Source organism: Flavobacterium sp. CSZ (assembly GCF_015350725.1).
Classification (GTDB): domain Bacteria; phylum Bacteroidota; class Bacteroidia; order Flavobacteriales; family Flavobacteriaceae; genus Flavobacterium.
This window is the reverse complement of sequence record NZ_JADKPQ010000022.1, coordinates 49,072-63,166: the sequence shown is the minus strand read 5'-3', so window position 1 is coordinate 63,166 and position 14,095 is coordinate 49,072. Positions and strand designations below refer to the sequence as shown.

The 14,095-nt window shown below is 33.3% G+C and carries 15 protein-coding genes; 5 read left to right on the top strand and 10 right to left on the bottom strand.

Annotated features, from left to right (window positions below; genetic code table 11):
* Positions 1-151: 151 nt before the first annotated feature.
* Positions 152-415 (top strand): DUF2024 family protein, encoded by a 264-nt coding sequence (locus IRZ78_RS21610; protein ID WP_194618710.1) that lies wholly within the window; start codon positions 152-154, stop codon positions 413-415.
* A gap of 61 nt (positions 416-476) precedes the next feature.
* Here the strand turns inward: IRZ78_RS21610 and IRZ78_RS21605 are convergent, their stop codons facing one another.
* The 6 genes from IRZ78_RS21605 to IRZ78_RS21580 all read right to left on the bottom strand — a co-directional run bounded on the left by IRZ78_RS21605 (position 477) and on the right by IRZ78_RS21580 (position 6,743).
* Complete coding sequence (locus tag IRZ78_RS21605; protein ID WP_194618707.1) at positions 477-1,889, bottom strand: PLP-dependent aminotransferase family protein; 1,413 nt, start codon at positions 1,887-1,889, stop codon at positions 477-479.
* Between the two features lie 285 nt (positions 1,890-2,174).
* Positions 2,175-2,930, bottom strand: a complete 756-nt coding sequence (locus tag IRZ78_RS21600) for a hypothetical protein (protein WP_194618705.1) — start codon at positions 2,928-2,930, stop codon at positions 2,175-2,177.
* A 322-nt stretch (positions 2,931-3,252) separates the two neighbouring features.
* The gene (locus tag IRZ78_RS21595) at positions 3,253-3,930 is read right to left on the bottom strand and encodes a hypothetical protein (protein WP_194618703.1); all 678 of its coding nucleotides are present in this window, start codon (positions 3,928-3,930) and stop codon (positions 3,253-3,255) included.
* A 40-nt stretch (positions 3,931-3,970) separates the two neighbouring features.
* A complete protein-coding gene (locus tag IRZ78_RS21590; protein WP_194618701.1) occupies positions 3,971-4,702 on the bottom strand; it encodes a hypothetical protein in 732 nt (243 codons plus the stop codon).
* Entirely contained in the window at positions 4,702-5,175 is a 474-nt protein-coding gene (locus IRZ78_RS21585; protein ID WP_194618699.1) for an Mpo1-like protein, read from the bottom strand. The genes IRZ78_RS21590 and IRZ78_RS21585 overlap by 1 nt, the downstream gene beginning before the upstream one ends.
* Positions 5,176-5,501: 326 nt before the next feature.
* The gene (locus IRZ78_RS21580) at positions 5,502-6,743 is read right to left on the bottom strand and encodes a TMEM143 family protein (RefSeq protein WP_194618697.1); all 1,242 of its coding nucleotides are present in this window, start codon (positions 6,741-6,743) and stop codon (positions 5,502-5,504) included.
* A gap of 264 nt (positions 6,744-7,007) precedes the next feature.
* Here IRZ78_RS21580 and IRZ78_RS21575 point away from each other — a divergent pair, with 264 nt between their 5' ends.
* Both IRZ78_RS21575 and IRZ78_RS21570 read left to right on the top strand, forming a co-directional pair.
* Positions 7,008-7,427, top strand: a complete 420-nt coding sequence (locus IRZ78_RS21575) for a hypothetical protein (RefSeq protein ID WP_194618695.1) — start codon at positions 7,008-7,010, stop codon at positions 7,425-7,427.
* Positions 7,428-7,613: 186 nt separating this feature from the next.
* Entirely contained in the window at positions 7,614-8,219 is a 606-nt protein-coding gene (locus IRZ78_RS21570; RefSeq protein WP_194618693.1) for a YkgJ family cysteine cluster protein, read from the top strand.
* Between the two features lie 1,368 nt (positions 8,220-9,587).
* On the opposite strand, the gene IRZ78_RS21565 is transcribed toward IRZ78_RS21570, so the two are convergent.
* From IRZ78_RS21565 to IRZ78_RS21550, 4 genes are all read right to left on the bottom strand, one after another.
* Complete coding sequence (locus tag IRZ78_RS21565) at positions 9,588-10,055, bottom strand: hypothetical protein (protein ID WP_194618691.1); 468 nt, start codon at positions 10,053-10,055, stop codon at positions 9,588-9,590.
* 188 nt (positions 10,056-10,243) lie between these two features.
* The gene (locus IRZ78_RS21560) at positions 10,244-10,600 is read right to left on the bottom strand and encodes a hypothetical protein (RefSeq protein WP_194618689.1); all 357 of its coding nucleotides are present in this window, start codon (positions 10,598-10,600) and stop codon (positions 10,244-10,246) included.
* 217 nt (positions 10,601-10,817) lie between these two features.
* Complete coding sequence (locus IRZ78_RS21555; RefSeq protein WP_194618687.1) at positions 10,818-11,531, bottom strand: response regulator transcription factor; 714 nt, start codon at positions 11,529-11,531, stop codon at positions 10,818-10,820.
* Positions 11,501-12,502 carry a histidine kinase gene (locus IRZ78_RS21550; protein ID WP_194618685.1) on the bottom strand — a complete coding sequence of 334 codons (1,002 nt, stop codon included), beginning with the start codon at positions 12,500-12,502 and terminating at the stop codon, positions 11,501-11,503. The genes IRZ78_RS21555 and IRZ78_RS21550 overlap by 31 nt, the downstream gene beginning before the upstream one ends.
* A gap of 184 nt (positions 12,503-12,686) precedes the next feature.
* Here IRZ78_RS21550 and IRZ78_RS21545 point away from each other — a divergent pair, with 184 nt between their 5' ends.
* Positions 12,687-13,667, top strand: a complete 981-nt coding sequence (locus IRZ78_RS21545) for a DUF6268 family outer membrane beta-barrel protein (RefSeq protein ID WP_194618683.1) — start codon at positions 12,687-12,689, stop codon at positions 13,665-13,667.
* A gap of 56 nt (positions 13,668-13,723) precedes the next feature.
* On the top strand, positions 13,724-13,936 hold the full coding sequence (locus IRZ78_RS21540) for a hypothetical protein (protein WP_065452198.1): 213 nt from the start codon (positions 13,724-13,726) through the stop codon (positions 13,934-13,936).
* Positions 13,937-14,095 lie beyond the last annotated feature (159 nt).

The following is a 14,095-nucleotide window of genomic DNA, read 5'->3' as shown; positions in this document are numbered from 1 at the left end:
TCCAGTTTTTGCTTTGTTTTAAAATTACAACCAGACCAGTAATATGTAATAAATGAAAAAACTGGATTATGCCGCTTCTCAATAAGCAAAGTAAATTTGTACTATTAAAAAGATCAATATTTAATAGTAAATAATTAAGAGATAACAATTTATGAAAGTAGCAGTATGGGATACTTATGTAACCCGAAAAGACGGAAAAATTATGCATTTTGATATTCTGGTAGACGAGAATACAAATGATGAAAATGAGATTTTTGAATTTGGTAAAAGTTATTTAAAAACAGTTTCGCAAGAAGGTCAGCCTTTAAGTTCAAAAGAATGCAGATTTTGCCATATAGATAAAGCTCCTGAGGCAGTAGAAAACCAAATTCGTGAAAATGGTTTTTCTATTATTGAAATGGAAAATTGCAGTTAATTATTCTCCAAAAATAGAATCGAAGAGTTTATAGACTAAAAGTGCTTTAGCTTTCAGTTTTTTATAGGTATTCTGAAAGTGCTATAATTCCCTGTTCCATTTGTTGTTCTGTCAGCGATGCATAACCTAATCTAAATCCGGAGGCAGAATTTCTAAAACTAAAATTCTCAGGATTCATGATTTTAATGCCTTTAACCAATAATTGCTGGCAGACGAATGCGATGTCAATTTCTGATTTTGGAACAATCCAAAAGGCCAAACCTCCTTCGGGTTTAGATAAAGTAATTTTGTCTTTGAGATGTTGCTTACAGAGGCTTTCAAAATAATCTCTTTTTGCTTTATAAATTAAGTTCGTTTTTTTAAGATGCCTTTTGATGATACCTTCATTGATAAGATGCAATACCGCTTCTTCCATGATATTATCGCCCTGTACATCGATTATTTTTCTATGTTCACCTACTTTCTCAATACTTTCAGGAGTACTTACCAAATAACCAATACGCAATGCCGGAGCCACAATCTTACTTAAAGTGCCAATATAAATAAAGTTTTGGGTACTTTCGTAACTCGAAATAGGTAAAATAGGACGCTGACCAAAATGAAATTCATGATCATAATCGTCCTCGATAATCATAAATCCGTATTGATTGGATAGTTCGATAAGCTTTAATCTTTTTTTAAGGCTCATTGTTACTGTCGTCGGAAATTGATGGTGAGGCGTAACGTATATGGCTTTTATAGCGTTGTAATTTTTTAGATACTCTTCGACTTCATCTAAATTCAAACCATCAGAAGTAATACTTACCGGGAGCAAAGCTGCACCGGCATTTTCAAACGCTTTCCATGCCGGTTTATACCCCGGATTTTCGATCATAACATAATCTCCCTTCGAGAATAAAGAATGTGCAGCAAGATACATTGCCATTTGGCTGCCGCGCGTAATGCAAATTTGATCGTGTGAAACATTCATTCCCCTTTTAAAATTCAGCATTTGGGCAATTGCTTTTCTAAATTCAGTATTTCCAAATTCATTGCTGTAGCCCATGATTTGCCAACGCGATTTTCTGTTGAATATTTCTCTGTACGCACGCGCCAGATCTGTCATAGGAGCAAGTCGGCTATCCGGGAGACCGTCATCAAAAATAAGATGTGGTTTTGCCTCATCCTCAATACTAATCGCTTTCTGTTGCTGTTTTTTTTCAAGGCCAATTTCGGGTAATATATCGGCTACGAATGTTCCTTTTCGGTCCATTGTAATTAGCCAGCCTTCGGCAATCAATACATCCAGGGCTTCAATTACGGTATTGCGGTTTACATGAAGTAAACCTGCCAATTGCCTGCTTCCGGGTAAAGCATTACCACTGGATAATTTACCTGATTTTATAGCATTGATAATCGCATTGGCAATTTGCAGATAAAGTGCCGTATTCGATTTTTTGTCTAACTGAATTTCTAATGGCCAAGGTCGTAACATCTGGACTGGTTATTTGTATTAAAACTGTGTTATATTGACAGACCAAAGTTAAGATGTTTTTATGAAGCAATACTGCAGGAACTTAAATTATATCAAGATGTAAACAACAGAATAAAAATCTCATCAAAAGATTTCGTGAGACTTTCGCACGTTTAATAGGGGATGCCTACTAACATTATTGTATGTAATTGAAGGTTTAGGCTATACATAAATTTAGAAAATGTAAAAATGAAATTTGCTTAATATAAGAAAATGCTTTTTTTAAATTTATTGGTTAAACCGATTTTATTCTTCCAATATTTTTTCAGTATCAATGGCGTTCTTTTCCTGATAAAGTGTCTCACCTGTTATACCACTATCTCCTAATGCACGCCCTTTTATTAACCAGGCAATCCCAAACGCAAAAAGAGACAATGCTTCGAGAACCAAAGTCGAATATTCGAACCGCTCTAGTTTCTCTGATATTGGCACCAAAACAACAAATAGAATAATTGAATAACCACAAGTTCTGTAAATATTATTTTCGTTTAAGATGCTTTTTGGAGTTCTGGTTTCGTTTTTTTGTCCTATCGTAAAAACATTAATGGCCAGTAGAGCCATGATCAGGAATAGGAGCGCAGCAAAACCATAATGAAGCCAGCCCAGCCATTCCTGATTAGAAGGAATCAGTGTGTAAATTTTGGTTTCTATTTCATTTTTTTCAGGAGTAGTGGGAAAAAAAGCAACGCCCAAAGCCATAATTCCGGCAATATTGGTGAGTAAATTATCGTTTTTCCAGATCGAAACATTTCCGTGACCTTTATACCGAATTAAAAATAAACCAACAGCGCATAAAGTTCCGGTAAAAAACTCTCGTAGATGCGTATAATAATAATGACTGATAGAATGCTGAATATCAGTTTGAAAGTAAGAAATCAAAGAAAAACCGACTAAAAATATCGGAAGGCTTATACCCAGATAGCCAATGGCACGTCTGATTCTTCTGTAGGTGAAAACATCGTAACTCTCCATTTTAATTTCATTGTTGATATCAATTTTCATATTATCGATGTATTTGTTTGATAATGATAAAGTTAGTAAAAATTGAAAAAAAAATGAAAAAAGCTTATTTGAATAAAAAACACCTAAGAGAATGGGATTTTTTTAGAAGGTTTTATTGTCAGACTGAGGCGAAGTCGAAGTCCTTGTTAATCAGGTGTATATTTTTATCAAGGATATTTTTTGATTGTTATTTTTCGTTTTACAAATACAATTGTATCAGTATTTTTCGGATGATCCCATTCTTTATCATTTTTGAAATTAAATCCTTGTACTATAATTTTGATCGAGTCATTAAGTTTTCTCAGATAAAGTTCTTTATATTTTATTTGACTGCTTGATCCTCCAAATTCATTTGTAGAATCCAGCGCTTTAAAACTAAAAGGAACATTTCTTTATGTCGAGTAGTGAAATAAATTGTAAAGCTCAGGTCTTTTTCAAAAGTCTTTTTATTACTATAATAATCAATGCTCGAAATTGCCGAATCTATTTTAAGGGTTGAATTATCTAACAAAGTTTTATTATTCTCAATAGGTAAATAGGTATAGATTTTAGAATGTATTAAATACTTATCGTATGCATTTTGAGGAAAGTAATTGATTACGATATAAACTAAAGAAACAAAATACAGCAATATAATTAATATTTTATATCCTTTTATGAAGGACTCTTTAGTGTTTTTATAAAAATATTTTAAAATGTAAAATGCCTGAATCAGAAATAAAATTAAGAAAAATAAAGCGTAAAAAACTTTCTCGACTAAGTCATTTTTTCTACTGAAATTATTGATGTAAATATTTAGTATAAAGCTGATGATATAAATGCCTATTAACGTTCCGTATAATGATAAATTTGATTTTAGCACTTTTGAAAAACTAATGACACTCCATTTTCTGGCAATGGTTATTACTAAAATAGAAATAGCCAATGCTGTAATAAAAAAACGTATAATTTCTATAAATAGACTTATTTTGGTATCAATATGAGGCTGGCCGTATAACAATTTGAATTATTTAGTTGTTGATTTTTTCTATTCTTAATTACTACTCAGTCAAAGGATTGTAGTTTTTATATCTTGTGTAAACTTCTAAATCCTTTACGAATTCTTTTTTTACCGTTTTGCGTTTTCCTTTTTTGTCGATGGTATAAATTTCTCTATTATCATTGTCTAGCGAAACGCCCGCAAACTCTCTTAAGCTATCTTTTTCTATTTTCAAAAATACCGTTGAACTTCCTCCGTAAACCAGCCAGGCATCTACACAATTTAAGAGTTCGTTATATTGTAAGTTAGGGTAATGATCGGAGTTTTTCATCAGAACGAATTCCTTTTTTGACAGATCGAAAATAAGTAGTTTTCTAATTTCATTCGCGCCTCTTGCAGCAACCGAAGATTGAAAGGTAAGGTCATTGAATCCGTCGTTATTGAAATCTGTAAGTTCGGCATCACAATTTGTTATGCCATCTTTCAGGTATTCCAGTTTTTGTTTGACCAACCATTTGTTGTTTCTTTTTTCGAACAAATTAATTTCAACATAAGTGCTGTCATCAGATTTAAATTGGTTAACGGTTAATTTAAATTTTCCTTTTGTTCCAACCTGAGTGCTATCTGTAAAAGCTTCTTCTAAAACAGTTTTGGCGGTATCTATTTTAGTTTCAGGTTTAATGCTCTCTTTTTTTGTGCTGAGTTTTTTAGACAGAGATACGCTTTGTTCTTTGCTTTTTTGCGAGCAGCTTACTATCGAAAATAATAAAACGAGAAGTATTAATTTTGTCATTATTGGTTTACTTTCTTAGAAAATAAATTCTCTACCACCCATGCCGGCCCAATCATCAGGAACTGAAGATCTTTTAGGAAAGATGGTTTTTTGCCTTCGATATTATGACCGTAAAATTGCCCGATCCAGGCGATCACAAAAACACCTATAGAGAAAATCCATAAAGGTACAAATTGACCTATATAATAATTTACAACAAAACAGATCGCCGATAAAATCGCAATCTTAAATGCCATTGAAACAGATAAGCGAATATAGAAAATGAGCACAAAAATAAGCACCACGGCAGCCCAATTTTCGATAATAGGGGCATGTAGTTTTAATATATTGGCAATAAAACCACTTGGAATGCTCATTAATAATCCTACTATAGAAAAGTAAATTGCAGGAACACATATATAATGTATCGCTTTGTTTTTTGGATTTTGATGACTTACGGCATATTCATCAAACCATTGTTGTAATGTTCTCATTATTTTGGTTTTGAGGTTAGTTGCGTAAATCTAATCAAATTTCTTTTTCGTTGATCGATTTATGAATTTGACTTAAAAATTAACCGAAGAAATATAAGGAATCAATTTTTAATATGGATGCAGCGGGACAAGTCTCCGGCTCTTTGAGTTTTTTAAAATGAGCTATTTATGACAATAAGAAGATAAGTTTTCTTCTAAAAACTAAGCCCTGATAGAAGTGTAAAACCTTTTGTGCCGGTCTTCGGCACAAAAGATTACTTTACTTAATTTTTATTTTATTTCGGAGTTCAGTGAACTTCGTTTGGAACTGATAGAAGGATTAGCCCCTAAATATTTACAGGAGTATTGGCATATTCAAAAACATTATCCCAAAGTTCATCGATGGTAACAAGGGCTTTGTCTAGCGGAATAACTTCCCATTTTCCGTTGGTTTCTATGCCAAGGCCAATATTTTTAAGTTTCAGTAAAGCGTCTTTTACATTAAAATCAAGATCTGTATGGAGCTTTGTTATGAACCAGGATTCTATTTGGTTATCGAGTTCTTCGGCGGTTAAAGGTTTGTCGCTTTGGTATAGAAAAGTATACGCCAAAATGGTTTCTTTAAGGACTTCTTCTTCGGAGGAATTCAGCAGTGAATAAAAGGCGCCGCTGTTGTTCCCGAGATTCTTAAAATAGAGACTGTCTGAAAGTATTTTAGAGTATTTGATTTTCTTGTTTACAAAATTGCTGTATTGGCGAAACAGGTACAGCGACAAAACGCCAAGGGCAATTAAACCCTGATTTAGCGAGGCTTTACTGTTTAATAAATCGATTGTCTCGCCAGATTGATAGGCCGCATACATACCAATTAAGGCCGGAACTACGGTGGTACTTAATAATGAGATGCCGCCGCCAATACCGGGAACCCAAAAGAATAGTTTGTCTCTGGTAGACATTCTGGGGATGGCGTTGGGAAAAATGGTTTCGAGATCGTTTTTCGGAACACGCTTAAAGATTTTTAAGGCTATCGTTCCCGGATCAATTGGCATTTTACCTAATTTGACTTTGTTTTCGCTTAGGTATTCTTTTTCGTTATAGTTGAGGTAAATCAGGACACGATCGTAGTATTCGATTTCGATTTCTTTTTTCCAGAAAATATATTTCTTTACTTTTTCTTTTGCCTGATGGTGCCCGCGAACATATAATTCGTAATCTTTGAAGGCATTAAAATCTATTGAAAGATTCAGGCCTATTAAATCCGAATCTTCAAAGGCTTTGTCGAGAGTTTCCTGATCTACACGACGATAATTGCCTTGATCTAAAACTTTTAGAAGGGTTTGTTTGAAAACAGAAAAATCACTTTTGCCCAAAAATGCCTGACGCTCTTTGAGACTTAAATCCGGATCGAATAAGGCGTAGTTTTGCTTTAGGTTTCGGTTCAGGTTAAAGGCTTCGTAATGAAAATAGTGCTCGATGATATCAAATAATTTTTTGAAATCTTCGACCTTTTTTTGATCATCAGCGAAAGTGGCTATTTGTTGTTCGAGTAAGAATTCCTTGTTAAAGGGAATATAATGTTCTCGCTTCATACATTTTGGGGGCTTAAATTTAGTGGTATTTCTAAAACGCAAAAATACCATCGGAAATTTGATTTCTGAACGGATTTTCTATTAAAATTTAGTTATTTTCTTTTAAAGGTTTAAAGACGGTAGAGACATGGGTATCACACAACAATTCGAGCAGAATTTTGCAAATAACGCACTACAGATTATCGTAAATTTGGATAGGTTTGCTTTGAAATAAAACTCAAATTTTAAACTGGAAATTAAAACTTTACACCAATACATCCTGATATGGAAAATATACATACTTCTAAAACTCAAAATTTTGTTAGAATACTTTTGGGTATTTTTATGATAACAGCCGCCATTGGTCATTTTACTTTTCAAAGAGATGATTTTCAGGCACAGGTTCCTAATTGGGTTCCCCTTGATAAAGATCTTGTGGTAATACTCTCCGGAATTGTAGAAATTGCCTTAGGTCTTGGTATGATATTTTTAACCAAATATAAAGTACAGGTAGGAATCGCGCTGGCTTTATTTTACGTTTTGGTTTTTCCGGGTAACATTGCACAGTATCTAAATGGTACAAGCGCTTTTGGTCTGGATACTGATCAGACCCGTTTGATAAGATTGTTTTTTCAGCCCGTTTTGATTTTCCTGACGTTATGGTCTTCGGGGGCAATAGCTTTCTTTAAGGGATTAAAACGCTAAGGAACTAATTTGCTAAGGTTTTTTTAGGAAAGGGGCAGAGCAACAAAGGTTCAAAGGGGCAAAGTTTAGAATTTTTTACTTTGGATTTTTTTCCCGTTTAGAATTTCAGTATTGGAATTTATTTTCCCAATACTATCATCATTATAGCTCAAGCCATTTCTATTAACCTACCTTACCAAAAAAAGGATGGCGATAGAAGAGAAGGTTAGGCAGGTTGAAGCATTATTTGATCGTCTTGAAGTTGAAATTACTGCTTTTCAGTCAGAAACTCATTTGTACTGTAATGCGGGTTGTGGCAAATGCTGTACTACGCCTAATATCGATGCTTCGCCTTTAGAATTTTTACCTTGGGCATTTCATTTGTTTTTGAATGGTAAAGCCGAGGAAACCTTAAGACTTTTGAATCAGACTAATAATCATAATTGCCTGATATACCGTCCGCTTTCTGTCTTAGAAGATAAAGGAAATTGTAGTAATTATCTTTACCGTGGGCTGATATGCCGACTTTTTGGCTATGCCGCTACTACCGATAAATATGGAAAACTACGTTTGGCTACCTGCAAAATTATCAAAGAAGAACAACAGGAAAATTTTATCGCTGCCGAAGAATCTATTAACAACGGTAAATATGTCCCGATTTTTACGGATTATTATATGCGATTGGCGCAAATAGACATGAGGATGGGCGTTATTTTAGTACCCATAAATGAGGCGCTCAAAATAGCAATCCAAGAAGTTTTGCATTATTACGCCTACAGACCATTTCCGGACGGACTTGGCAACATAGCTTAAGTTTCTTTGTGAAAAGAAGTTCAAAGTGGCAAAGATTGGAATTTGGAATTTATTAAAAGATTTTGGACCAAAGCTTCGGGATATTTTTGGTGCATAATCAAAGCTTGTTTCATTTTATAATTTGAAATATAGTTTGTTTCTAAAAAATGATTTATGTCTTTTTAACTTTATAATTTTATAAGACTTTTAAATACTGTTTAAACTTTAATAAAGAAATGGATCTGTAAAAAATAGAATGATCTGCAACAGTATTGATCGCAATGTAATTTTAAAAATTAACGTGTTAGTTGCCGCATAGTAGGCTAGACTCTTACTATTTTTATTTTACTTAATTTAAAAAATCATTTTATATCCCTCCCAAACGAATTGCACAACGCAAAATTTGCCGAATATATTGAATCTATCAAAATCATGTATTTGGTAGACGATCGATTTAAATGATTTGTGATGATTATTGTATCAGTAAAATAAATGCTGAAAAATTCAGGGAAAAACTCGAGAGGGATTTCCAGCATCAGCTCAAATATGAGCTCTTATCTAAAGAGCTAGAAGAGGAGATACTGATTTACATCATGAAAAATACTTAACTTAAAATCTGTTTTACTACGATTCGAGAACTTGCTGTGTTTTCTTATCGACTCCTCTAGATTTGATCTGGATACCTAAAATTTATAAGTGCGATGGTGCTTTATAAGTTACAGGTAATAGTATGTCGTCTTTGGGAAGAAGTGTTGATATTGTTATCCATAAAAAGGTATATAATCATAAGGAGACAGTATCATTTGCGGAGAAATATATCTTGTTTATGTCAACAATGATGATAATGAATTCTTTTTTATCCTTTTTTAAAACAATCTGAGCAGGAATAATTTGTGTAGTTAGTGGCGCAAAATCCAGATCATTAAACTATAGAATTTCCTTTAAGCAGTAATAAGGCATTGTCTTTGGTAATGGCTTCAATTACTGTAAATTTTCAGTTTTGGAATTTAAAGCTACTAAGGTAGGGGGCTTGTAAAAAAAAATAAATAAATAGAAATATAAAAAAAGTGAGACTTTTAATCGTTGGCGTCGATTAGAAATCCCACTTTTATTGTTCCAAAAAAAAGTGACAGCATTTAATATTTTCCTTTCGGTAAAATGATAAATCTTGAGTAAAAATTATTTACCGCAATTTTACCACTAAATATAGTTTTGGCAATAGGTATTTATACCTGTTTTTTAAATTTAGCCACCAGGACACTAAGACAATAAGGCTTTTTATTTTGAGGCTTTTGATATGAAGATACTAAGGCTTTTTTGCTGAGGTTTGTTTTGCCCCGAAGTGGCTAAGTCACAAGTTTTTTGTTTAATGTTGTACGATTATTTGGATTAATTGAGTTCAGGGCTTTTTAATTCGATTATTTTTTCGACGTATTGTATAAGGTATTTTCTTTCTACCGAAAATATAGCATCTTCATCTTCTGTTTTTAGGTATAAATCGGCGATGCTTTCGGCATCCATTTGATTGTTTAGGTAGTGGTGTTCGGCGTATTTTATAAGATTGTCTAAAAAAAGTTCTCGTATTTTTGCTTTTTCGAGTGTTGCTTGGTCCCCTTCTTTTATTTTTTCCATTTCAGATTCCGTTAAATCTATAGTGAGGTATGTGTAGTCTACAGGAACTTTTGCCAGCATTTCTTTGTCTACTTTTCCGGATCCTAAGCAATACGCGCAAGGGGCGGGGGTCCATTTTAATTCTTGGTTCAGGCGTCGTATGTCATCCCAATCCACAAAAGCTTTTCCTAGGCATCTCGGGCACTCTATATTTGATTTTCTAAATAGGAAATTAAAAATGGTCATTTTTCTCTACAATTATTTAGCGATTAGTGGCGTCGCGAATATAATTATTTATGTAAGAAAAATTGGTTTAGGAATGCATTTTTTTTAAGGAAACGATTTATGAGTCCTGAGAATTGAACATTTTTTTAGGGTAAAGAGAACAGTTGGTTTTTATAATCTAAGTTTTTTGTTTTGTGTATTCTACAGATTTAAGCCTTTTTTTTCATCAAATAATAATAAACATTTTCTGCGCCATCGGCGACAATATTCGAATGTATAAATTCGTATCCGTAGGCTGCCATAAAGTTTAAAGCATCAATAATAGAGTTAAATACTAAAACTTCTCCATTTTTATCTATTAAACGCGCTGTCTCATTATTGCTCGACATGAGTTTTGTTCTTTGCCCAATGTCTATCAAAATCCTAACTTTAGAAGACATGTATTTTGAAGTTCCAATAATTTGAAGGTATTCTACATCCAAATCCTGAATAGGAATTCCGTTGATGGTTTGTGCAAAACCAGAGAAACTGAATAATAGTGTAAGGGTAAGAAGTAGTTTTTTCATGGGTTAATTTGGGTTAATAATTAGTGGTTTAGATAAGATAATTTTGATGTTAAGATTGCAATTTTTGATTTATAGCTTCGATACAGGCTTTTTTAAGAAATATCAAGATTTATACCACAAAATAAAAACTATCAAGTGTTTTATCATTGATTAACAAAAACAAAAAAGCCCAACAAAACTTGAGCTTTTCAAATTGTCTAATTTTCAAATCTACTATTTATCTAATTTGCAGATTATCCAACAAAATTTGGTATTTCCTCCCAATAGGAATAATTTCGCCATTGAATATGGTAAGAGATTTAAAAGTTACAGCTGTAATTTTGGTGATATTTACAATAAAGGAGCGATGAACTTGTACAAAATTGGCGTTGTCAATTTCTGTAGCAATACTCAAGAGTGAACCGTAAATTATGATAGGAGATTTTAGTTTGGTGCTGTACAATTTCATGTAGTTGCCCAGGCTTTCGATATAAATAATATCGCTTAAGAGGGTTTGAGTCATTTGTCCGTTTACGCGGTGCGAGAGGACTTTGGTATTGGTAGTAGTTTCTTTTTTTATGGTAGTGCCGGAGAAATAAATCTTGGCTTTTTCAATCGCTTTTGAGAATTTTTCGAACGAAATGGGTTTGAGTAAATAGTCTATAGCATCGTTTTGGTAAGCCGAAAGAGCAAAATCAGAATAAGCTGTGGTGACAATGGTAAGCGGTCTTTTAGGCTGTAACTCCATCAATTCGACACCGGAAATTACGGGCATATTAATATCCAGAAAAATAATATCATAGGTGTTTTCGTTGAGCATTTTTACCGCTTCCATACCACTAAAAGCACTTCCGGAATGTTCCAGATCGTCAAATTTAGACATGTGTGATGCAAGCGCCTTATGTGCCGGCGATTCATCGTCTATGATAAGACAGCGGTAGGTAAGTGCCATATTTTTAATTTTACCATAAAGATATTCTTTTCTTTCTTGCAGTTCAGTTCATGTCGTAAGCCGTAAACTTCCAGACGTCTTTTTAGGTTTTCGATTCCAATTCCCGTGCTCGAAAGTCGTGAACCCGATTCGAGATAATTGTTTTTTAAAGTAAAAGACAATTGGTTGCACTTTACCTTAAGATCTATATTTATAAAAGGTTTTGGAGTTTCTGCCGAGAATTTAACAGCATTTTCAACTAGTGGCAAAAAGAACAAAGGCGGAATATCGATATTGTCATAATCGCCTTCAAAAAGCTGAGTGACCACAAGGCGTTCGTTTTGAAAAGTATAATATTCGATGTATTTTTTGATAAAGGCAATTTCTTCTTCCAGAAAAACATAATCCTTTTTAGTGGCTTCAATCTGATAGCGGAGCATGTCCGAAAGATTCAGGATTCTGTCCGGTAATTTATCAGGATCAGATAACGATTCTCCGTATAAATTATTCATGGCATTCAGTAAAAAATGCGGATTCAGTTGCTGTTTCAAAAACGAAAGTTCAGATTTGAAATTCATGATATCCTTATCTGCATCCCTAATTTTTTTAGTGATGACAACATGAATAAAATAGAAAAACATTCCGTTGATAATCAGTGATAATATTTGAAGCGTTTTGAAATTTCCCAGACCAACCAGCGGAAAAAACCAATTCATAAAAAAGTAAAATGAAGTCCAGTAAATGACAAAGAGTGTAAAGAATGTTTTCAGTTTTCTTTTAAATAAAAAAGGCCTGATGATAAAAACGTTAAAGATCGTTACCCAGATAATACAAGGTAAATACCCAACGGCTATTTTACTGAGCATATAAGACCAATCGCGACCGTCTAATTTTATTTCGTCATAAACACAAGCCAAAATAACCAAAATTATAAAGGCGTTGACAATGATGTTGCGCAGAAAAAAGTTCTGATAAATTTTTAAAATCTTCATAACGGCAAAAATAGGCTAATATTATAGTTTGTAACACTTTGTAAAGCATAATTTATACAAACGCCATTCGTATAAATGATACGCCATTTGTATAAATATGCTATTATAATAGATGCTTCGCAGTTACTTTTGCCGAGGGTTTTAATCCTTTTCCAGTAAACAAATTTTAATCTTATACCAATTTATGAAAACAAAAATCATTTGTGTTTTATTCATTTGCGTGTCGATACGAACTACGGCTCAGGAAAAAGAAGCGCCTATGAAAACGGTGGTAAAAGCAATAACGGATAAGTTTCCTACTACCCGAATTCTGGATGTGCAATACGAACAATTGGGACCAACAAATTATGATTCGAAGCTTTTTGGCGATCGTTATGAAAGAGGCCGAATCGACCATCACGACCGACTAAAAGTAGCGATCAATGTGCCGTTTTTTGCCACAGCATCAAAACGTTTTGTGCTAACGGGTTCTTTGCGTTATAAATACGAAACCTATGATTTTGGTGATGTTTATAATTATGCTGCGGCTTCTGCCTACACAAAACCAAAAGAGGAATTTCATTATTTTGCAGGGGCTGTGAGTGCCACTTATATGTCGACACTTTTTCGCAAACCTGTTATTTACAACGCCACCGCCACAGTGGACGGGAATCAGGATAATGTACAGCGCGTAAAAGGATTTGTAACTGCCAATATCGTTCTTAAAAGAACAGCCAATACTACGATTACCGTTGGAGCTTTGGCCATGTTGGATCCCTCATCAATTATCCCCATTACGCCGCTTTTTACGCTGAATCATAAATTCGAAGATTCAAAATGGGATTTGGACTTCATTCTTCCCCAGCGTTTATTGTTCAGAAGGCAATTTTTAGAAAATGGAAGAATTTCCTTAGGAACAGAACTAAATTCTGAAAGTTTTTATTTAAATTTAAATGCTTCAAATTTAAAAGGAATTTACGAGTTAAATCAGTTGGAACTAAAGTCCGGTATTACCTATGAATACCGTATTACAGCTCAAATAATTGGTTTTTTAAAAGGAGGTGTTAATAATATTTTGAGTACTCGTGTAACAGAAAGAGGTGAACGAACGTCTAAGTATATTTATGAGCACAAAGAAGATGCTCAGGGATATTTTAGATTTGGAATCTCATACAATCCTTTTTAATCAGAATTAGTTCTATAGTTCATTTATTGTTTTTTATTGTATTAAAATAAATAATTATGGTTGTTGAAGTTTTTAAAACAAATGTTCAAAAAGAAGCAGATACCAATTACATCATTGCCGTAATCCTGACGCAGTTTCCTGATTATAAAATTAATTTTGATCTCGAAGATTGTGATAAAATATTACGTGTCGAAGGTGTAGATCTCGAGCCCAATAATATCATAGACTATGTAAATTGTCTGGGATATACGTGTGTGAAATTAGAATAGTTTATTTTTTTTAGATTACTAATGAAGCACTAAGATTAGTTTTATTTATTGCTGTAATAAAATAAAAACAGGTATAAATACGCAGCTTTATATATCATTTTATAAATAATTTTGTACGATAATTTCTTTTGAAAATTAAGTTATGACAAGTTTTATTCT